This window comes from Myxococcus eversor, assembly GCF_010894455.1.
GTDB lineage: Bacteria > Myxococcota > Myxococcia > Myxococcales > Myxococcaceae > Myxococcus > Myxococcus eversor.
This window is the reverse complement of record NZ_JAAIXY010000005.1, coordinates 120025-140862: the sequence shown is the minus strand read 5'-3', so window position 1 is coordinate 140862 and position 20838 is coordinate 120025. Positions and strand designations below refer to the sequence as shown.

The 20838-nt window shown below is 70.2% G+C and carries 17 protein-coding genes; 12 read left to right on the top strand and 5 right to left on the bottom strand.

The annotated features are described in order from the left end of the window. Positions 1–248 precede the first annotated feature (248 nt). Genes G4D83_RS12080 through G4D83_RS12030 form a run of 11 tightly spaced genes read left to right on the top strand, consistent with a single transcriptional unit; the run spans position 249 to position 11960 of the window. On the top strand, positions 249–899 hold the full coding sequence (locus G4D83_RS12080; protein ID WP_163864871.1) for a cytochrome c3 family protein: 651 nt from the start codon (positions 249–251) through the stop codon (positions 897–899). Continuing rightward, positions 887–3880: a TAT-variant-translocated molybdopterin oxidoreductase gene (locus G4D83_RS12075; protein ID WP_205522619.1), complete on the top strand. Its 2994-nt coding sequence runs from the start codon at positions 887–889 to the stop codon at positions 3878–3880. The genes G4D83_RS12080 and G4D83_RS12075 overlap by 13 nt, the downstream gene beginning before the upstream one ends. Further along, complete coding sequence (nrfD, locus tag G4D83_RS12070; RefSeq protein ID WP_163864870.1) at positions 3877–5310, top strand: NrfD/PsrC family molybdoenzyme membrane anchor subunit; 1434 nt, start codon at positions 3877–3879, stop codon at positions 5308–5310. The genes G4D83_RS12075 and nrfD overlap by 4 nt, the downstream gene beginning before the upstream one ends. Beyond that, positions 5307–5840 carry a DUF3341 domain-containing protein gene (locus G4D83_RS12065; RefSeq protein WP_163864869.1) on the top strand — a complete coding sequence of 178 codons (534 nt, stop codon included), beginning with the start codon at positions 5307–5309 and terminating at the stop codon, positions 5838–5840. Before nrfD ends, G4D83_RS12065 begins: the two co-directional genes overlap by 4 nt. Further along, positions 5837–6724 (top strand): c-type cytochrome, encoded by an 888-nt coding sequence (locus tag G4D83_RS45505; RefSeq protein WP_205522618.1) that lies wholly within the window; start codon positions 5837–5839, stop codon positions 6722–6724. Before G4D83_RS12065 ends, G4D83_RS45505 begins: the two co-directional genes overlap by 4 nt. Then, positions 6721–7911 (top strand): hypothetical protein, encoded by a 1191-nt coding sequence (locus tag G4D83_RS12055; protein WP_163864868.1) that lies wholly within the window; start codon positions 6721–6723, stop codon positions 7909–7911. Before G4D83_RS45505 ends, G4D83_RS12055 begins: the two co-directional genes overlap by 4 nt. Then, on the top strand, positions 7908–8270 hold the full coding sequence (locus G4D83_RS12050; protein WP_163864867.1) for a hypothetical protein: 363 nt from the start codon (positions 7908–7910) through the stop codon (positions 8268–8270). Before G4D83_RS12055 ends, G4D83_RS12050 begins: the two co-directional genes overlap by 4 nt. After that, a complete protein-coding gene (gene coxB / locus G4D83_RS12045) occupies positions 8267–9307 on the top strand; it encodes a cytochrome c oxidase subunit II (RefSeq protein WP_163864866.1) in 1041 nt (346 codons plus the stop codon). The genes G4D83_RS12050 and coxB overlap by 4 nt, the downstream gene beginning before the upstream one ends. Then, positions 9288–10922 (top strand): cbb3-type cytochrome c oxidase subunit I, encoded by a 1635-nt coding sequence (locus G4D83_RS12040; protein WP_163864865.1) that lies wholly within the window; start codon positions 9288–9290, stop codon positions 10920–10922. The genes coxB and G4D83_RS12040 overlap by 20 nt, the downstream gene beginning before the upstream one ends. Continuing rightward, complete coding sequence (locus G4D83_RS12035; RefSeq protein WP_163864864.1) at positions 10912–11541, top strand: cytochrome c oxidase subunit 3 family protein; 630 nt, start codon at positions 10912–10914, stop codon at positions 11539–11541. Before G4D83_RS12040 ends, G4D83_RS12035 begins: the two co-directional genes overlap by 11 nt. Positions 11542–11552: 11 nt before the next feature. Further along, positions 11553–11960: a cytochrome C oxidase subunit IV family protein gene (locus G4D83_RS12030; RefSeq protein WP_163864863.1), complete on the top strand. Its 408-nt coding sequence runs from the start codon at positions 11553–11555 to the stop codon at positions 11958–11960. A 3-nt stretch (positions 11961–11963) separates the two neighbouring features. Here G4D83_RS12030 and G4D83_RS12025 read toward each other — a convergent pair whose 3' ends face one another. The 3 genes from G4D83_RS12025 to tgt form a co-directional block, all read right to left on the bottom strand. After that, the gene (locus tag G4D83_RS12025) at positions 11964–12512 is read right to left on the bottom strand and encodes a hypothetical protein (protein WP_163864862.1); all 549 of its coding nucleotides are present in this window, start codon (positions 12510–12512) and stop codon (positions 11964–11966) included. 375 nt (positions 12513–12887) lie between these two features. Further along, on the bottom strand, positions 12888–13733 hold the full coding sequence (locus G4D83_RS12020; protein WP_163864861.1) for an MnmC family methyltransferase: 846 nt from the start codon (positions 13731–13733) through the stop codon (positions 12888–12890). Then, entirely contained in the window at positions 13730–14899 is a 1170-nt protein-coding gene (tgt, locus tag G4D83_RS12015; RefSeq protein WP_163864860.1) for a tRNA guanosine(34) transglycosylase Tgt, read from the bottom strand. The genes G4D83_RS12020 and tgt overlap by 4 nt, the downstream gene beginning before the upstream one ends. 212 nt (positions 14900–15111) lie before the next feature. On the opposite strand from tgt, the gene G4D83_RS12010 reads away from it, so the two are divergent. Further along, positions 15112–16707 (top strand): ABC-F family ATP-binding cassette domain-containing protein, encoded by a 1596-nt coding sequence (locus G4D83_RS12010; RefSeq protein WP_163864859.1) that lies wholly within the window; start codon positions 15112–15114, stop codon positions 16705–16707. Between the two features lie 21 nt (positions 16708–16728). Here the strand turns inward: G4D83_RS12010 and G4D83_RS12005 are convergent, their stop codons facing one another. Then, positions 16729–17178 (bottom strand): RrF2 family transcriptional regulator, encoded by a 450-nt coding sequence (locus tag G4D83_RS12005; protein ID WP_240356290.1) that lies wholly within the window; start codon positions 17176–17178, stop codon positions 16729–16731. A 113-nt stretch (positions 17179–17291) separates the two neighbouring features. Continuing rightward, entirely contained in the window at positions 17292–20600 is a 3309-nt protein-coding gene (locus G4D83_RS12000) for a chitobiase/beta-hexosaminidase C-terminal domain-containing protein (protein ID WP_163864858.1), read from the bottom strand. Positions 20601–20838 lie beyond the last annotated feature (238 nt).

Below are 20838 nucleotides of genomic sequence, written 5' to 3'. Positions count from 1 at the left end.
GATGCGCTCCACAGCAGGCGGTCCCTCCAGGGAATGGTGGACACGCTCGGGCCACATCAGGAATGGATGGAAGGGATTGCCCCCGTGTCCCTGGTCCATGTGGGAAAGCCAACGGCGAGACAGGCCACGGTGTGAAAGGCGACGGGGCCGAGCCTGGAGGCTGGTGGGTCCTGTCTCGCCACGGCCACAGTCCCCCACCTCCAGCATCGGTATCCGCTGGAGACTTCCGTGCCACACGGAGGGGGGACATGGCGCCGCTGTTCCATCCGGGGACCGACTCGCTGCTGCGGGGGCTCATCGCCCTGGCGCTGGGCGTGCCCGCGGTGTCCCTGGCGGGGTTGCTGCTCCTGGCGCGCAACCCGCTGGGTCGTGGTTTCTTCTCGCCTCGGGAGCAGCCGGTGGAGTTCGACCACCGGCATCACGCGGGCGACGAGGGAATCCCCTGCGGGTACTGCCATGAGGGGGCCTGGCGCTCGCCAGTGGCGGGGGTGCCTCCCACGCAGCGCTGTCTGGGCTGTCACGCGCAGGTGTGGAACGAGAGCGCGAAGCTGGAGCCGGTGCGCGCCAGCGGCTTCGACGGGATGCCCTTGCAGTGGAACCGCGTGCACGCGCTGCCGGACTACGTCTGGTTCAGCCACCAGATTCACGTGAACAAGGGCGTGGGCTGCGTCACCTGTCACGGGCGGGTGGACACCATGGCCGCGGTGCAGCAAGTGGCGCCCCTCACCATGGGGTGGTGCCTGGAGTGTCATCGAGACCCGACCCCCTGGCTGCGGCCGCTGTCCGAAGTCGCCAACCTGACGTGGCGTCCTCCGGGTGACGCTCGCGAGACGGGCCGCGCCGTGCAGGCCGCCCTGGACGTGCACCCCCGCACGAACTGCAACACATGCCACTTCTGACCGACACCTTCCCCCTTCCGGTGTTGCAGGACGCGTCCGTCGCGCCCGCGGCGCGTGAGCCCGGCCCCGTGCGCGCGTGGCGCAGCCTGGAGGAGTGGCACGCGGGAGGGCCCGGACGCGAGGCGCTCCTGCGCGAGCTTCCTCCCGGCGCGGCCACGCCGCCCGAGGGCCTGGCGCGGCGCACCTTCCTCCAGCTCGCGACGGCCTCATTGGCGGCCGCGGGCTTCACGGGCTGCTTCCGGCAGCCTCCGGAAAAAATCCTCCCCTATGCGCTGCCTCCAGAGGGACTGACGCCCGGCGTGCCGCTGCACTTCGCCACGGGAATGGAGTGGAACGGGCGCACGGTGGGGCTGGTGGTGGAGAGCCACGAGGGCCGGCCCACCAAGGTGGAGGGCAATCCCGAGCACCCCGCGAGCCAGGGCGCGGCGGGCATCTTCGAGCAGGCCTCGCTGTTGGGCCTGTACGACGCGGCGCGGGCGCGGACGGCTCGGCTCCAGGGAACGGAGGTCGCGTGGAGCGTGCTGCGCGAGGCGCTCGCGCAACGGGCCACGCGCACCGACGGGGGCGCGGGCCTGCGCTTCCTCGTCGAGCCCACGGGCAGTCCGCTGGTGCAGGCGATGTTCGCACGCATCCAGGAGCGCTTCCCCCGCGCGCGGTTCATCCCCTTCAGCGCGGACCTGCCGGACGGGAGCGTGGAGGGGACGACGCTGGCCTATGGCCGTCCCTTGGACGTCGTGCACGACGTGGGGCGCGCGGTGGTGGTGTCGCTGGACGACGACTTCCTCTCCACGCTGAAACCGGGGCAACTGCGCGCGGCGCGGGACTTCGTCGCCGCGCGGCGGCCCGAGGCGCTGAACCGGCTGTGGGTCGCGGAGAGCACGCTGACACTCACCGGCGCCTTCGCGGATGAGCGGTCGCGAATGAAGCCCTCGCAGGCCGTGGCGCTCGCGCTCGCGCTGGCGGCGGACGTCGGCGCCAACACGGGCCACGCGGCGCTGGCGGGGCTGCGTCCGCCGGGCACCACGCTGGGGGAGGCACAGCGCGCCTGGGTGCGTGAGGCGGCGAAGGATTTGCTCGCGCACCGGGGCCAGGGGCGCGTGACGGTGGGCGCGCGGCAGCCGGCGCTGGTGCATGCGCTGGCGTTCGCGGTGGACGAGGCGCTGGGCAACGCGCCCTGGCTCGTGGAGCCCGTCGCGCAGCCAGTCGGTGGCACTGAAGCGCTGGCGTCGCTGGTGGGTGAATTGCGCGCGGGACAGGTGGACACGCTGGTCATCACCGCGTGGAACCCCGTGTACGCGAGCGCGGTGGACTCGGGCTTCGCCGAGGCGCTGGCGCTCGCGCCCTTCCGTCTGTACCACGGGCTGCACGAGGACGAGACGGCGGCCCTCTGTCCCGCCTTCGCCCCGGCGACCCACCCCTACGAGTCCTGGCGCGACGGTCGGGCGCCGGACGGCACCGAGTCCCTGCTCCAGCCGCTCATCGCGCCCCTGTTCCCTGGCGCGGTGCAGGAGGTGGAGGTGCTGGCGACGTTCGCGGGCCTGGAGTCGAAATCTCCCTACGCGCTGCTCAAGGACCTGTGGCGTGAGCGGACGGGGGCGAGCGCCGACTTCGAGTCGCGCTGGGAGGCGTGGCTGGGGGTGGGCGTCGTCCCGGACACGCGGGCACCCCGCGCGCGGGCCCGGCTGGATGAGGCCGCGGTGGTGGCGGCCGCGCGACCGTCGGCGCCTCCCTCGCGGGGCCTGGAGCTGGGGCTGGTGCTGGACGCGCGGCTGTACGACGGCCGCTTCGCCGGCAACGCGTGGCTCCAGGAGCTGCCTGACCCGGTGACGAAGCTGACGTGGGACAACGCGGCGCTGCTGTCCCCGGCCACCGCGCGCCGCCTGGGACTGGAGAAGGGCGACGTGGCGCGGCTGGAGCTGCGCGGGCAGGCGGTGGAGGCGCCCGTACTGGTGCTGCCCGGACAACCGGACGACACCGTGACACTGGCGCTGGGGCATGGGCGCGAGCGGGTGGGTCCCGTGGGCCAGGGCGTGGGCGTCAACGCGTACCGGCTGCGCCACCTGGATGCGCCGTGGGGGGCTCCGGGACTCACCGTCACGCGGACGGGAGGGCACCACGCGCTGGCCCTCACCCAGGAGCACTGGAGCATGGACGGGCGCCCGCTCGCGCTCCAGCTCACGAGCGGCGAGTTCCAGGCAAGGCCCCTGGCGCTGAAGTCGCTGCAGGAGGACCACGAGCGGCTGTACCCGCTGATGCCGATGGCGAGCGACACGCACCAGTGGGCGATGGCCATCGACCTGCACCGGTGCACGGGGTGTAGCGCGTGCATGGTGGCCTGCCAGGCGGAGAACAACGTGCCGGTGGTGGGCAAGGACGGCGTGCTCAAGAGCCGGGAGATGCACTGGCTGCGCATCGACCGGTACTTCCTGGGCGACCCGGACGACCCGGGCGTCATCACCCAGCCGGTGGCGTGCGTGCACTGCGAGGCAGCCCCCTGTGAATACGTGTGCCCGGTGAATGCCACCGTCCACTCGGACGAGGGCCTCAACCAGATGGTCTACAACCGCTGCATCGGCACGCGGTACTGCTCCAACAACTGCCCCTACAAGGTCCGCCGCTTCAACTACCTGGAGTACCAGCAGCGCGAGCCGCTGGACCGCCTGCGCCAGAACCCGGACGTCACGGTGCGCTCGCGTGGGGTGATGGAGAAGTGCACGTACTGCGTGCAGCGCATCGAGCGGGCCCGGCTCGTCGCGCGCTCCGCGCGGCGGGACATCCTCGACGGTGACGTGCGCACCGCCTGTCAGCAGGCGTGCCCCACGGAGGCCATCACCTTCGGGGACCTGCTCGCGCCCGCGTCGGCGGTGAAGCGGCGGCACGAGGACCCCCGGCACTACCGCCTGCTCAACAACCTGGGCACCCGGCCCCGCACGGTGCACCTGGTGCGTCTGAAGAACCCGGCGCCGAAGAGGGGCCCATGAGCGACGCCGACCCGCAGGTGCCCGCGCCCGGAGACCCGCTGGTGGTGTATCCGCTGCTCGACGGGCGCTACTCCGACCGCGAGTACAGCGAGTCGCTGCTGGACTTCGTGCACGCCCCGCCCCGTCGGGCGTGGTGGGGGCTCTTGGCGCTGGGGCTCGCGGGCACGGCGGTGCTCACCTGGGCCATTTGCGTCACGCTCTTCGTGGGCGTGGGGACGTGGGGCAACAACATCCCGGTGGCGTGGGCCTTCGGCATCACCAACTTCGTGTGGTGGATTGGGATTGGCCACGCGGGCACCCTCATCAGCGCCATCCTGTTGCTCCTCCAGGAGAAGTGGCGCGGGTCCATCAACCGCTTCGCGGAGGCGATGACGCTCTTCGCGGTGATGTGCGCGGGCCTCTTCCCGCTGCTGCACCTGGGCCGGCCGTGGAAGTTCTACTGGCTGGTGCCCTACCCCAGCAGCTTGAGGGCCTGGCCCCAGTTCCGCTCGCCGCTCACGTGGGACATCGCCGCGGTGAGCACCTACCTCACGGTGTCGCTGTTGTTCTGGTACGTGGGCCTGCTTCCGGACCTGGGCACCGCGAGGGATACGGCACGCACGCCCCGGGCGCGCTTCTGGTACGGGCTGGCGAGCCTGGGGTGGCGGGGCTCCGCGCGCCACTGGCGCCAGTGGCGCACCGGCTACCTGCTGCTGGCGGGGCTGGCCACGCCGCTGGTGGTGAGCGTGCACACCATCGTGTCCTTCGACTTCGCGGTGGCGCAATTGCCCGGTTGGCACACCACCGTGTTCCCGCCGTACTTCGTCGCGGGCGCCGTGTTCAGCGGCTTCGCGCTGGTGCTCACGCTGCTCATCCCCGCGCGCCGGGCGCTGGGAATCGAGCACGTGGTGACGCTCGGCCACCTGGACAACATGGCGAAGGTGCTGCTCGCCACCGGGTGGATGGTGACGTACGGCTACCTGCAGGAGCACTTCTTCGCCTGGTTCAGCGCGGACCCCTACGAGATGCACGCGACCGAGGCGCAGTTCTTCGGGCCGTACGCGCCGCTGTTCTGGATGCAGGTCTTCTGCAACGTGGTGGTGCCGCAGCTCTTCTGGTTCCCCCGGCTGCGAACGAACGTGGCCGTGCTGTGGGTGGCCGCGCTCCTGGTCAACGTGGGGATGTGGACCGAGCGCTTCCTCATCGTGGTGGCGTCGCTGAGCATGGACTTCCTGCCCTCGTCCTGGGCGGCGTACCGGCCCACCTGGGTGGACTGGAGCCTGCTGGGTGGAACGGTGGCCTTCTTCGGCACGGCCTTCCTGTTGTTCCTGAAGCTGGTGCCGCCGGTGTCGATGAGCGAGATGAAGGAGCTCCAGCGCGAGGTGGACAGCTCGCTGCGCTTCCGCCAGGAGCACGCGGGCTCCTCGGGCACGAAAGGCGGCGCCCCATGAGGCGCTGGGTGCTGGGAGAGTTCGAGTCCAGCGACGCGCTGGTGGCGGCTCTGAAGGGACTGCGCGCGCGGGGCTTCGACAGGTTGGATGCGTACACGCCCTTCCCGGTGGAGGAGACGTTCGAGGCGCTGGGGCTGAAGCGCTCGAAGCTGCCGATGCTGACGCTCCTCGCGGGGTTGGGCGGCGCGGGCTTCGCGTACCTCACCCAGTGGTTCACCAACGCGGTGGACTATCCGCTCAACGTGGGAAGCAGGCCCCTGCACAGCGTGCCCACGAGCATCCCCATCTCGTTCGAGCTGGGGGTGCTGTCCGCGGCGCTGATGGTCTTCGGCGCGCTGATGGTGCTGTTTGGCTTCCCACACGTCACGCACCCGGTGTTCGAGGTGGAGGCCTTCCGCAGCGCATCCGTGGACGGCTTCTGGGCGAGCGTCACGGTGGATGGAGACACGCCATCGATGGACTCCGTGGAGGAGGCTCTGCGCGAGCTGGGCGCGCGGCGGGTGTCGGTGGTGGTGGAGGGGGCGCGATGAGAGGGCGGATGCTGCCGGTGCTGCTGGGGTGCCTGGCCGCGTGTGACGACACGGATCCGCTGGCCTCGCAGCCGCGCGCGGAGGCATTCAAGGCGAGCACCTTCTTCGAGGATGGTCGGGCGATGCGGCCCCTGGTGCCGGGGACGGTGGCGCGAGAGTGGCTTGCCTCGCGCGGCGAGGGACCGGCGTGGCGGCAGGGGCTGCAAGCCGATGGCGGCTGGGTCCAGGAGGTGCCCGAGCCGTTGACGCGCGGGCTGCTCGACGAGGGGCGCGCGTCCTATGAAACCTGGTGCGCGGTGTGCCACGGCTTGACGGGAGATGGAGACAGCCCCGTCGCGCGGAAGATGCCGCAGCGCCGGCCCCCGGGCCTGTTCGTCCCGCACGACCACGCCACGCAGGTCGTCTACGGCGTCGAGGAAGGCGAGGCGCCCTACACGGGAACGCGGGCGGTGGCCTCGCATGTGGGGCCGCGGCCGTTCCCCCTGCCACGGGAGGTAGGGGGCTTGGGAGCCGTGCGGGACACGCGAGGCTTGGGGAGCGCGAGTTCGTCCGAAGCACCGTCGGGTGATGGCGGCGTGACATACCGCGAGGTCGACGTGGAGCGGGCTCGACAGGTGGCGCTCGTGGGCGAGCACGGTGCTCCGATGGAGGGCCAGTTGGACACGCCTTCCACGGGAGAGCTGCCACACCCCTCGGGCTTCTACTTCGCCGTCATCTCCAACGGCTTCGGCCTCATGCCCGCATACGGCGCGCAGCTTCCACCGCGCGAGCGCTGGGCCATTGTCTCGTATCTGCGGGCCCTGGGCCGCAGCCAGCGCGCGTCGCTCGCCGCCGCGCCTCCGGACGTGCGGGAGCGACTGCTCCAGGAGGTCCGAGCGCCATGAGGCCCCCCGCCCTTCCCCGCTTCGAGGGAGGCCAGCGCCTCCAGGCCATCAGCGCGGGCCTGGGCGTGCTGGGTCTCGTGGCCACCGCGCTGGGGGCCTTGCTGGACGTGCGGCGGGCGCTGTTCGGCTACCTCTTCGGCTTCAGCTACTGGCTGGGGTTGTGCCTGGGCGCGCTGCTGCTGCTCGCCATCTTCCACGCCACGAAGGCGCGCTGGCCGGTGGTGCTGCGGCGCGCGCTGGAGGTGACGGCCTCCACCGCGCCGTTGTTCCTGCTGCTCTTCATCCCCCTGGCGCTGGGAATGCGGCACCTGTACCCGTGGGTGGCGCCGTCGCTGGAACTCGGCGAGGAGGCGCTGCATGTCCTCGCGCACCGGCGCCCCTACAACAACCTGCCCTTCTTCCTGGCGCGGGCGGCGCTCTACTTCGTCACCTGGGGACTCGTGGGTCACCTGCTCCTGCGCTGGTCCGTGCGCCAGGATGCGACGGGCGACCTGCACTGGACATCGTGGCAGCGGCGGCTGGGCGGCGGCGCGCTGCCCGCGCTGGCCCTCACGTTCTCCTTCATGACGCTGGACTGGATGATGTCGCTGGAGGCGACGTGGCAATCCACGGTGTATGGCATCTACGTCTTCTCCGGCGCGTTCGTGGGTGCCATCGCGCTGATGGTGGTCGCGGGCGAGGCGACGCGCCAGACGCAGCACTTCGGCAGCCTCCTGTCTCCCGGCCACTACCACCGGCTGGGCACGCTGATGTTCGCCTTCATCTGCTTCTGGGCCTACATCGCCTTCGCGCAACTGCTGCTCATCTGGGTGGCGGGGCTGCCAGCGGAGGTGGGCTGGTACCGCGTCCGCCTGCGGGCCGGCTGGGGCGACGTATCGCTCCTGCTGCTCCTGGGCCACTTCGTGCTGCCCTTCGGAGCGCTGCTGTCGCGCGAGCTGAAGTCCCGCCCGCGCTACCTCGCCATCGTGGCGCTGTGGATGCTGGCGATGCACGCCGTGGACGTGGCCTGGCTGCTGTTCCCCGCGCTGTCGCCGGAGCGCCTGGCCGTCCCCTGGACCGCGCTGACCGCCTGGGTGGGCGTGGGCGGGCTGGCCGTGGCGGTGACGCTCTGGCGCGCGCGCGGCACCTATCCGGTGCCGGTGGGAGACCCCTATCTGGTCCACTCCCTCCAGGTGCGCCCGCCATGAGCGAACGCCAGCCACCGCCTCCCGAACAAGAGGCCCTGCCCACCGGCTGGTTGTTGCGCGTCGGTGGCGCGGCGCTCGCCCTCCTCGCGGCGGCCTGTGTCGTCGCGTGGGGCCTGTGGGTCTTGTGGCGCCCCGCGTTCCAGAACCCCGCGCCGAAGGAGCTGGGCGCGTGGGAAGTGGGACGCGTCAACCAGGCGCCCTTCACGCTGGATGGGCGCGCGGACGCGCTTCGGGCCCGACAGCGCGCGCGGCTGGACGGGTACGGCTGGGTGGACGCGGACGCGGGCATCATCCACCAGCCCATCGATGTCGCCATCCAGCAGCTCCTCTCCGAAGCGGGCGCGGAGGGCGCGCGATGAACGAGCTTCTGCGCCGGCTCTTCTTCCTCCCCGAGCAGGGCTCCACCTTCGCGGTGAAGGTGGACCACCTGCACTACTTCCTGTTCCTCACCACGCTGGTGGTGGCGACGGGAATCGGCGTCACCGGCCTCACCTTCCTGGTGCGCTATCACCGGGGCACGGCCCCGACTCCCACGCCGCGCGTGGTGGCGCCCCCCTGGCTGGAGGGCCTGTTCATCGGCGTGCCGCTGTCATTTTTCCTGCTGTGGTTCGTACTGGGCTTCCGACAGTACGTCTGGGTATCGAGCCCGCCCCGGGACGCGCTGGATGTCTATGTCACCGGCAAGCAGTGGATGTGGAAGTTCACCTATCCCGGAGGCCCCAGCGCCATCGACACGCTGGTGGTGCCCGCGGGCCGGCCCGTGCGGCTGCTCATCACCTCGCGAGACGTCATCCATTCCTTCTACGTGCCGGACTTCCGCATGAAGCGCGACGCGGTGCCCGGCCGCTACACGGAGATCTGGTTCGAGGCGCCGAAGCCCGGCCGCCACCTGGTGCTGTGCGCGGAGTACTGCGGGCTGGACCACTCGCAGATGCGCGGTGAGGTGGTGGTGCTGAAGCCCGCGGACTTCGAGGCGTGGCGGGCCGCCCAGCTCGGCGGCGTCCCGGTGGCGGGCCTGCCCGGCGCGGCCACCAAGCCCCAGCCGGAGTCGATGGCGGTCCGAGGCGAACACGTGGCCGCCGCGCAGGGGTGTCTGCAATGCCACACGATAACGGGCGCGCCGCACATCGGCCCCACCTGGCTGGGATTGTACGGGCGACGGGAGCCGCTGGAGGGAGGGGGCGTGGTGCTCGCGGACGAGGCGTACCTGACCGAGTCGATGATGGACCCGCTGGCCAAGGTGGTCGCCGGCTACGTGCCCGTCATGCCCGGCTACCACGGGCTGTTGAGCGCGGAGGACGCCGGCGCGCTCGTGGAGTTCATCAAGTCCTTGCAGCCCACGCGCCCGGGTGTCACCGCGGCGCAGGAGCCCGCCTATGTCCCCATCCGCCGCTGAGCCCGAGCGCCTCCCGCCGGACAACTACCTGGCGGACGGCCACACCCTCTGGTCCTGGCTCACCACGAAAGACCACAAGCGCATCGGCGTGATGTTCCTGGGGCTGACGCTGTTCTTCTTCTTCATGGGCGGCGTGTTCGCCCTGGCGCTGCGCATCGAGTTGCTCACCCCGGGCCGCACCATCATGGGCCACCTGGCGTACAACCGGATGTTCACGCTCCACGGCGTCACCATGGTGTGGCTGTTCATGATTCCCGCCATCCCCTCCGCCTTCGGCAACTTCCTGGTGCCGTTGATGATTGGCGCTCGGGACGTGGCCTTTCCCCGGCTCAACCTGGCGTCCGTCTATCTCTACGTGCTGGGGGCCTCCATCGCGCTGTGGGGCATGTTCGAGGGCGGCGCGGACACGGGCTGGACGTTCTACACGCCCTACAGCACGACGACGGGCACCGCGGTGCTGCCGGTGTTGCTGGGCGTGTTCATCATCGGCTTCTCCACCATCGTCACCGGCCTCAACTTCATCGCCACGGTGCACACGCTGCGCGCGCCCGGCCTGGGGTGGATGAAGCTGCCGCTGTTCGTCTGGGCCGTCTACGGCACGGCCATCATCCAGGTGCTGGCGACGCCGGTGCTGGGCATGGTGCTGCTGCTGGTGGCGCTGGAGCGGGTGGTGGGCGCGGGCATCTTCGACCCGGCGCGCGGGGGAGATCCGCTGCTCTTCCAGCACCTGTTCTGGTTCTACAGCCACCCGGCCGTCTACATCATGGTGCTGCCGTCCATGGGCGTCATCAGCGAGGCGGTGAGCGCCTTCAGCCGCAAGAACGCCCTCAGCTACCGGATGATTGTCTATTCCACGCTGGGCATCTCCTTCGTGGGCTTCTTCACCTGGGGCCACCACATGTTCGCCTCCGGCCAGTCCACGTTCGGCGCGGGGGCGTTCGGCGCCATGTCGATGCTGGTGGCCATCTTCACGGCCATCAAGATCTTCTCGTGGCTAGGCACGCTGTACCGGGGCTCCATCGCGGTGGAGGCGCCGCTGATCTACACGCTCGGCTTCATGTTCTTCCTCTTCTTCGGAGGGATGATTGGCGTGGCGTATGCCACCACGTCGCTGAACCTGCACTGGCACGACACGTACTCGGTGGTGGCGCACTTCCACTTCATCATGGTGGGCGCCACGGTGATGGCGTTCCTGGCGGCGCTGCACTACTGGTTCCCGAAGATGTTCGGGCGCACGTTCCCGGGGAAGCTGGCCAACGGCGCGGCCCTCCTGGTCATCTTCGGCTTCATCGCCACCTTCGTGCCGCAGTTCCTGCTGGGCAACCTGGGCATGCCCCGGCGCTACGCGGACTATCCGCCGCACTTCCAGACCCTGCACGTGGCCTCCACGACGGGCGCGTCACTGCTGGCGTTCGGCCTGCTGTGCATCGCGGGCTATCTGGCGTGGAGCCTGAGGTACGGGGCCATCGCCGGGGACGACCCCTGGGGCAGTGAGGGCTTCGAGTGGAAGTCCCAGTCCCCACCGCCCACGCACAACTTCCCCGTCACGCCCGAGTACCCCACGGGGCCGCACGAGTACGCGCCGCGCGAAGCGGAGGTGCCGCATGCCGCCTGAGGCCGCCACGGAGCATTGGGGCTCCGAAGGGGCGCGCCAGCAGGCGGCGCACCTGGGCATGTGGATCTTCATCGCGACGGAGGTGCTGCTGTTCGCCAGCCTCTTCACGTCCTACGGCGTGTACCGCTCGGTGTATCCGGAGGCGTTCCGCGCCGCGCAGCTCACCATGGACGTGGGGCTGGGCACGCTGAACACGTTCCTCCTGGTGACGAGCAGCATCCTGGTGGCGCTCGCGGTGCACGCGGTGCGCGAGGACAGGCCAGGACTGGGGGGCGTGCTGTTGGGGGCCGCCGCGTTGCTGGGCATCGTGTTCCTGGCGGTGAAGGGCGTGGAGTACGCGCACCACGTGAAGGAGGGGAGCCTGCCCGGGGACTTCTACCGGCTGCGGGAGGTGCCCCAGGTGGGCGCGAGCCTCTTCTTCACATTGTACTTCCTGCTGACGGGATTCCACGCCCTGCACGTGACGGTGGGCGTGGGGCTCTTGACGGTGCTCGCGGTGCGCTCGGCCTCCGGGACGTTCAGCGCGGCGTACACGACGCCCGTGGAGCTGGGCGGCATGTACTGGCACCTGGTGGATGTCATCTGGCTGTTCGTCTACCCCATCCTGTACCTGTCTTGAGGGGAGCGCCCATGGCGGGTGAGGACTTCGTCGAGGAGCCGGGGCGGCGGCTCAGCGTGTCTGGGGTGCTGGTGGTGGGCGTGGGACTGCTCGCCCTGACGGCGCTGACGTATCTGCTGCACACGCTGCCGCACGGGGCCTGGTCGCTGCCGGTGGCCCTCTTCATCGCGGGGGTGAAGGGCGTGTTGATTGCCCTCTTCTACATGCACCTGCGCGAGCAGCGCGGCAGCAACGCGCTGGTGCTGCTCACGTCGGTGGTGTTCGTGGCGGTGCTCCTGGCGGTGTGCGTGCTGGAGACGCTCACGCGCTTCGCGCCCACCATTCCACCGGGGCCGTTTCCGGTGGAGCCGCTGCCCGGGCTCGAGTCGGTGCCCAGGGCGGCGCGCCCGCCGGAGCCCGCGGGGCCGAAGCAGCCATGAGCCTCACCGAGGCGTGGGCCTCGGAGACAGGAAGCGGTGGCGCAGCAGGTCCAGACGGGTGAGGGCCTGGCGGACGGCGGGCACGGTGCCGAGCGCCGCCCCGAAGGCCACGTGCAGCGCGAGCAGGAGCGCCGAGGGGTCCTCGCGCGAAAGTGGAGGCGAGCCGAATGGCACCATCAGCCGCGTCATCACTCCCCACATCGACAGGCTGTAGAGCAGTCCCAGCATGAGCGCCGACACCGCGGTGCCCTTGCGCGGCAAGAAGAGCGCGAAGCCGGTGGCCAGCCCGCCCGCCACCGCGAAGTGGATGAGCACGCCGAGCAGCACGGCCCCGGTGCCCCGGGCGTCGCCCTGGCGGAAGACCAGGCCCGCGGTCAGGAGGGCTGGCCGCCAGGGGTCGCCGTGGAGCACCTCCGTGAACGCGCACGCGAGCACCGCCATCGCGAACGCCCCCAACGCGCCCACCACGGCGCCAGGGAGAATGACGTCACGCAACAGGTTCCAGGGCTCCACCGAGGCGAACCGGCCTCCATCATGTCCGCGGCTCCGCATCGTCTCCTCCTGAAGTCCCAGGATTGGGGCGCCCTTCAGGGTAGGCATGCTCGCGCGGGCGCGAGAGGAACGCGGGTGCGCCGGCCCCCTCGTCCGGGGAGCGGTGCACACTCCTCCGTGGCTGGTTGGGAAAAGCGACATGAAGCAGGCCCCGGGGCCCAGGCGGCGGTGCGCACTCCCCCATGGCTGGTCGGGAAAGGCGGCATGCGGAGGGACGCGTCGCCGAGCAGGATGCGGCGAACACCTCGGGGGCGGCGGGTGGACCTACCCGCGCGCGCCCGCCACGACTGCCTCCGGAATCGTCAGGAGGGGCGCCTCAAAGAGGCCCGCGGAAGAGCAGGAATCAAGCGCCAGCGCCATCAGCAGGGAGTGGTGTCAGCGCCACTGCGGATGGGCCCGCACGCGAGCCTCGATATCGGGCGTCAACGTGGCCCCATGCGGTGCCCGGGACGACGAGCGCGTCCAGCGCTCCAGCCATCGCGTGCCCAGGGGCGAGGCCAGGGATTCGAGGCGCGTGGAGGCCACCGTCGTCTCTCCCTTCGTCCCCGTCGCCGCGCCCGCGCCCACGAAGAAGCCCGCGAGCAGCAACGTCACCCGCGTGGGCGTCGCTGCGCTGTAGGTCAACAGCAGCGCGCCCTCTCCGTCCTCTCGACAGTGTCGGCGCACCCGCGCGAGCACGCCCTCCGTCCACATGTCCGGGTTCGACGCGGGAGAGAACGGATCGAAAAACACCAGGTCCGCCACCGGCAGCGCCCCGTCCAGGTGCGGCACCGCGTCTCCCAGGTGCAGCCGCCAGCGCAGACCCGCCTCTTCCCAGACACCGTCGCGCATCAGCGTCTCAGCCGCCTCGCGAAACGGCTGGAGGAACGGAAAGCCCGCCGCATCCGCCAACGCCAGCCGCAGCGGCGCCAGGTCCACCTCGAAGCTGATGACCTCCAGCGTCCGGCGACGAGCCGCTCCCAGCTCCCGCGCGCACGTCAGCGCGGCCACCGCGTTGGTGGCGGCCCCCAGCCCCACGTCGTGGATGACGAGCGGCGGGCCCTCCCGCGACAGCCGCTCCCCGAGCCGGGGCTGCTCCACGTAGAGGCCCAGGGCCTCCTTCCACGGGCCCACCGAGGGGTGCATCACCTCGCCATGCCCCAGGTGCCGCACCGCGCGCGAGCCGTTGCGCAGCGTGACGAGCTCGAAGTCCCCGTCGCGCGGGTTGCCCTCCTCGCTCATCCGACTTCCTTCAGCGTCACCTCGTTCGCGCTCGCCCCTTCCTTCAAGTCCTTGGGCGTGGCGATGGCCACCTTCAGCTCGCGCGCCACCTGCTCGTAGGTGCCGGACAGAATCCCCGCGCGGATGCGGCCCATCAGCTTCTGGTAGTGCCGCACGTTGTGCACCGACAGGAAGCGCGAGCCCAGGTGGTGCTTGCCGCGCATCAGGTGATGCAGATAGCCGCGCGTGTAGCTCTTGCACACGTAGCAATCGCACTCGGCGTCGAGCGGCTCGTCCGCCAGCCGGAACACGTTGCGGGTGATGCGCACCAAGCCCTGGAAGGTGTACGCGTAGCCCTGCTGCGCCATCTTCGTGGGGATGATGCAGTCGAACATGTCCACGCCGCGCAGCACCGCCTCGATGAGGTCCGTCGGCGTGCCCACGCCCATCAGGTAGCGCGGCTTGTCCGTCGGCAGCGACGCGGTGGTGCGCAACGTCATCGACTCGCGCTCCGCCTTCGTCTCGCCCACCGCCAGCCCGCCGATGGCGAACCCGTCGAAGGGCAGCTTCGTCAGGAACTCCGCGCTCTCGTCGCGCAGGTTCGGGAAGACGCCGCCCTGGACGATGCCGAACATCGCCTGGCCCGTGTCCACCTTGTCCTTCGCCGCCAGGCTGCGCACCGCCCACCGGTGCGTGCGCTCCATCGCCTCGCGCGTGCCCGCCTCGTCCGTGCGCGAGTCGATGCACACGTCCAGCACCATCATGATTTCGGAGTTGATGGCCTGCTGCATGGCGATGCTCGACTCGGGGCTGAGCAACTGCCGGCTGTTGTCGTAGAAGCTGCGGAAGTGCGCGCCCTTCTCCGTGATGAGCCGGTCCTCCGGCAGGGAGAAGATTTGAAAGCCGCCCGAGTCGGTCAGCACGCCCCCATCCCAGTTCATGAAGGGATGGATGCCACCGAAGCGCTGGAAGACCTCCGCGCCGGGCCGGAGCATCAGGTGGTAGGTGTTCGCCAGCAGGATGCTGGCCCCCGTCTCCTTCACCTCCTCCATGCCCAGATGCCGGAAGGCGGCGTGCGTGGCCACCGGCATGAACATGGGCGTGGGAAAGGCTCCGCGCCGGGTGTGAAGCACTCCGGCGCGCGCGCCGGTGGGGTCGGTGGTGACGAGCTCGAAACGAACGGCCATGGGCGGGGCCTTATACCCGTCATCCCTCCCCCACGGTCCACCCGTGTCGCCCGTTCCCCCACCGGCCGGCCGGTCGGGGCCACAAGAGCCCGCTATTTCAGGGCATTTTTCGTTGTCTGCCGGGCGTTCAATGCGGTCACCGCGAGACGGATGGAGCGTGATTCCACGCTTCCTTGGCCGCTCCGCGTCAATTCCGCTACAAAGCGCCCGCCATGTTCAACGTCATCAACGTCTCCAAGGCCTACGGGCCCAAGAAGCTTTTCGAGGAGGTCAACGTCACCTTCTCCCCGGGCCGCCGCTACGGCCTGACCGGCCCCAACGGCGCTGGCAAGTCCACGTTCATGAAGATCCTCGCCGGAGACGAGGAAGCCGACATGGGCAACATCGTCCGGCCGCGCAAGCTGGGCATCCTCCGCCAGGACCACTTCCGCTACGAGGAGGAGCGCGTCCTCGACGTCGTGCTCATGGGCAACCTGCCCCTGTGGGCGGCCATGTCGGAGAAGAACAAGCTGCTGGCCAAGTCGGACATCACCGACGAGGACGGCAACCGGCTGGGCGAGCTGGAGGGCGTCATCGCCGAGGAGGATGGCTACTCGGCGGAGAGCGACGCGGCCACGCTGCTGGCGGGCCTGGGAATCGAAGAGGCCTTCCATGAGGGCCCCATGCGGCAGCTGACCGGCGGACTCAAGCTGCGCGTGCTGCTCGCCCAGGCGCTGTTCGGCAAGCCCGAAGGGCTGCTGCTCGACGAGCCCACGAACAACCTCGATATCGACTCCATCCGCTGGCTGGAGAACTTCCTGCACGAGTACGAGGGCGTGCTCATCACCATCAGCCACGACCGGCACTTCCTCAACTCCATCTGCACGCACATCGCTGACATCGATTACGAAGCCATCATCCAATACAACGGTGGCTACGACGACATGGTGCGGCAGAAGTCCCAGCTGCGCACCCGCGTGGAGTCGGAGACGGAAGAGAAGAAGAAGAAGATCGCCCAGCTCCAGGACTTCGTGGCGCGCTTCCACGCCGGCACCCGCGCCTCGCAGGTGCAGAGCCGCATCAAGCAGATCGACAAGCTGAAGTCGGACGACCTCAAGCGCTCCAACATCGCGCGCCCGTTCATCCGCTTCGACCAGAAGGTCGTCAGCGGCAAGCAGACGCTCATGGTGGAGGGCATCAGCAAGTCCTTCGACGGCGTGCCCGTCATCCGCCCCTTCAACGCGCTGGTGTGCAAGGGCGAGCGCGTCTGTGTCATCGGCCGCAACGGCGTGGGCAAGTCCACCCTGGTGAGGATGCTCGCCGGCCAGTTGGAGTCGGACACCGGCAAGATTGGCTGGGGCCACCAGGCCTCCGTCGGCTACCTGCCGCAGGACCACCACGGCGTCGTGCGCAAGGGCACCACCTGCTTCGGCTGGCTGCGCGACCTGCACGACAAGCTCACCAACGAGGAGATTTCGGGCGTGCTCGGCCGGATGCTCTTCTCCGGTGAGGAGCGCATGAAGAACACCGACACCCTCTCCGGTGGTGAGACGGTGCGGCTCTTGTTGTCCAAGCTGATGATCATGCAGGACAACGTGCTCGTGCTCGACGAGCCCACCAACCACCTGGACCTGGAGTCCATCTCCGCGCTCGCCGAGGGCCTGCAGAAGTACGAAGGCACGGTCATCGTCGTGACGCACGACCAGGAGCTCATCTCCGAGGTGGCCACGCGCATCTGGTCGCTGGAGGCGGGCCGCGAGGTGCTCGACTTCAACGGGCCCTACGCCGAGTTCCGCGAGAAGCACGCGGCCGTCGCGGCCCGCCGCTGACCGGTGCGCCCCCCGCGCCGCTCAGCCCGTCGGGTTGAGCGCGCGGAAGCGGGCCGTCAAATCCTGGGACATCTGGGCCACGGTGGTGCCCTCCAGGCTCTGCTTCAACGCGGCCTCCGCCCGGCCGAAGACGCCTTCCAGGTACTCGGCCACGCAGGGGCCGATGGCGCAGTCCGGAGCGGGGCCCACCGGGTGCCGGCCGAACAGCTCCGCGCCCTCCTCCACCGACTCGTAGATGTCCCGCAGGGTGATGTCCTCGGGGCGCCGGGCCAGCGTCACTCCGCCGCGAGCGCCCCGCTTCGTCTCCACCAGCCCCGCACGCGCCAGGTCTCCCAACAGCCGCCGCACCACGACGGGGTTCGTCTGGATGCTGCGCGCCATCACCTCGGACGTCAGCGGACCGGCCGCGTCACCCGAGCACTTCGCGAGCATCGCGAGGATGTGCGCCGCCATGGTGAATCGGCTGTTCACTCGCCCTCCGGGCTGGAATGGAGACCTCGAAGGTTACCTATCGTCGGACCCGACGGCATGCAACCCGGCATTCCCCGACTGCCGGGCTGCTCGTCGGGTTGGAGCCCCGGGACTCAGGGATTCACGAGTCCGAAGGTACCCGGCCCCACGGCCCAGTCCCAGAAGTCGTTGTGGTCGCCCGAGACGATGCGGCCCACGGTGTACTGATTGCCGAGCGCCGCGAAGGCATACGACCAGTCGACGGTGATGGCCCATGCGTTGGGGACGCTGGTGTACGAGCAGAAGGAGCGGTCGCACGTCGCGGGAGACCACTGGCCCTGGCCCTGGAGCACCGAGAGGTCGGTCAGGAAGTTGGCGAAGGTGTTGCCTGGAATCGTGACGGCGAGGCCGTCCTGGGGGGCGCCAAACGGGTTCAACACCCGCAGCACCCGGTTGCCCGTGTTGATGCTGAAGGTGGAGCCGCCGTGGAAGTCCCACGCGGTGTCATGCGTCGCGGGATACAGCGCCCGGGGGTGCTCCGTGGGACTGGTCAGCTCCGAGCGCGGACCCGCCTCGCCCAGCGCGAGGTCCGGGTTGAGGTGCATGACGATGACGTCGCCGGCCTGCACGTCCACGTCGGGGAAGGTCGCGAGCGGCGTGGGGCTCGCGTCCAGCGTCAGCGTCATGCCCGTCACCGGACCGGACTGGAGGACGAGGAGCTCCACGAGGTCGCGGCCCGCCGACATGTTGGGAGCCACCTCGGTGATGCGCAGGCGCGCGGGCGGCGCGAAGCCCCGGAAGGCCGCGGTGTGGTTCGGCGCCTGCACGCCGTCACCCTTCAAGTCCCGCAGCGTCGCGGCGACCTGGACGACGTAGCTCCCGCGCGGAGTCTGCGCCGTCGTGGTGACGAGCACCTCCCGGGGCGACTGGAGCGTCGCGCCGGTGACGGTGAGGCCATTGATGGTGAACTGCGCCCCCGAACCCGCGAGGCTGGCCGCGGCCAGGTTCCGGTCGAAGCGCACCAGGAGCTCCGTCGCGGAGCGGGCCTGCGCCTCCAGGACCTTCGGGGGCGGGCACCGCTGCGCGGTGAGCTGCTGGGGGACCCAGATGGACGGCTGCGTCGTCGTGGAGGTCATCGTGAAGAGCCACAGCGGCGCGGTGAGCGAGACTTCACAGCCCTGCGTCAGCTCCAGCGAGTCGTTCACCGACGTCACCACGCGCAGGCGGAACAGGGCGGCGCTGGAGGAGTTGGCGGGGACGCCCGTCGTCACCAGGGGCGCCTGGACGTGGTCCGTGCCCGACGCGGAGAAGGGACCGTTGACCACCCCCTGCAGGGAGATGAGCTCGGAGTCGAGCTGGTCGCGAAGCATGGGCACGTCCACGGAGCTCACCTCCTGGGCCAGCATCTCCACGGGAAAGCCCTGGGCGCGCACGGCGAAGGTGCCTGCGTCGATGCTCGCGCGGCGCATGCCATTCCAGGTCCGGAGGCCGACCACGAGGACCCGCACCGAGTTCCCCACGACGGGAGGAGGCGTGAGCAGGGAGGGGTTCACCTCCACGAAGAGCGCGGGCCCCTCCTTCTTCGCCTGGAGGAAGAAGCCCGGGCCATCGTTGGAGAAGTTGCCCACGCCCGGCTTGACGAAGGTGACGATGGCATTCTCGATGGGCAGAAACGGCACGTTGCCATCCGCCGTGGCGCGCACCGCCGCGATTTGCGCCGAGGCGTTGGTGAGCACATCCGGCACCACATAGGTCTCCCGCCGCGACTGCTCCTGGTTCCCCACGGTGTCCACCGACCTGAAGTTCAGCGTGGTGTTCTGCGTGAAGAAGAGCGGGCCGGTGTACAGCGGAGAGGTGCTGGAGACCGGCGTGCCATCCAGCGTGTAGCGCGTCTCACCGCACCCGGCGGGCGCATCCGTGCACGTGAGCCGCACGGTGACGGGGCCGCTGAACGTGCCTCCAGGGGGCGCCGCCTGCGTGACGGGGGCCGACCCATCGAGGGTGTAGACCTGGAGGCGCGCTGCTTCCAGGTTGCCCGCGACGTCCCTCGACACGAAGCGCAGGCGCGTGGTCGCCGAGAGCGTGAGAGGGCCGGTGTAGCGCTGTCCCGTCGTCGGCGTCGGCACGCTGTCGTCCAGGGTGTACCAGGTCTCCGCGCAGCCGCTGCCCGCGCCGTCTCCGCACGCAAGCGTCACCGTCCGCGAGGTCCGGAACACGCCGCCCTCGGGCTGGGCCACGGTGGTGGGCGCCGTCGAGTCCAGAAGGATGGAGTACGTCTCCGTCACCGCCACTCCCACGTTGCCGGCGGCGTCCACCGCGAGGAAGCGCAGCGTCGTCGTCGCCGGGAGCGCCAGTGGCGCCGTGTAGCGCGGCGAGGTGGTGCCCGGCGCGGTGCCATCCGTCGTGTAGTGCAGCGCGGAGCAGCCGGCGCCTCCCGTGTCGTCGCAGCTCAAGCTCACCGACTGCGCGGCGGTATAGGTGCCGCCCTGGGGCGTCGCGGAGGCGGTGGGCGGCACGGTGTCGATGACGTACGTCTCGATGCCCAGCGCGCCGACGTTCCCGGCCGCGTCCACGGAGAAGAAGGAGACCGTCGTCGTGGAGGTGAGCTGGAGCGGGCCGCCATAGACGGGGGAGTCCACCGTCGGCGTCGTGCCGTCCAGCGTGTAGCGGATGCGGGCACAGCCGGTGCCGCCCGCGTCGTCACACGTGAGCGAGACCTGCGTGGAGCCGGCGAACAGTCCCCCGCGAGGAGCCGCGACGGAGACGGGCCCGGACGTGTCGACCGAATAGAGTTCCGTGCCCTCCGGCGACACGTTGCCGGCCCGGTCCAGGGCGATGAAGCGCAGCCGCGCACCGGCAATCAACGTGAGGGGCGCCGCATAGCGCGGCGACGTCCCTGACGGAACGGAGCCATCCAGCGTGTAGTGGATGCGCTCGCAACCGGAGCCCGTACCGTCGTCGCACGTCAGCGTGACGACGAGCGGAACCCCGTGCGGCCCCGAGCCCGGCGAAGCGGAGACAGTGGGCGGCGCCTCGTCCACGACGAACTCCGCCGAGTGCGCGCTCTCGCTGTTGCCGTCGCGGTCCAGGGAGAAGAAGCGCAGCGTCGCGCTGGCCTCCACCATGACGAAGGCCGAGTAGAGGATGGACCGCGTCGTCGGTGCGCTGCCGTCCAGTGTGTAGTACGTGGCCTCGCAGCCGGAGCCCGTCCCGTCGTCACAGGTGAGCGTCACCGTGGCCGGGGCGTTGAAGAGACCTCCCGCCGGAGACACCGCCGTGGTGGGAGCGGTGGTGTCCTTCGTCGGCCCCGCATCCGGGGTTTGCCCGGCATCCGGGCTCGGGTCCGGATCCGGGTTCGAGCCACCCCCACCGCATGCGCTCACGAGCGCCAGGATGAGCAGCCCTCGCAACACGTTGAAAGAAAGGGAAGGGTTCCGCGACATCGAAGCTCCTGGAATGAGGCTCGCCCTTCCCCGGCACCGGAGCAGGACGGACAGGCGAGAGGCGTCAGGGGGGTGGCGCACCCGTCGGCGAACGAACGCCGACAGCGGGGGCGCAGACTCTCACCGGCTTCGTGGACCGCGCAAGAACGCTGGAGGTCCTCGCGGGCTCGCGGCGCGTCTTGAATGGAGAGTCCCCGGTCCCGCCCCGCGTTGGCGGAGGCCTTGGACCAGGGACCTG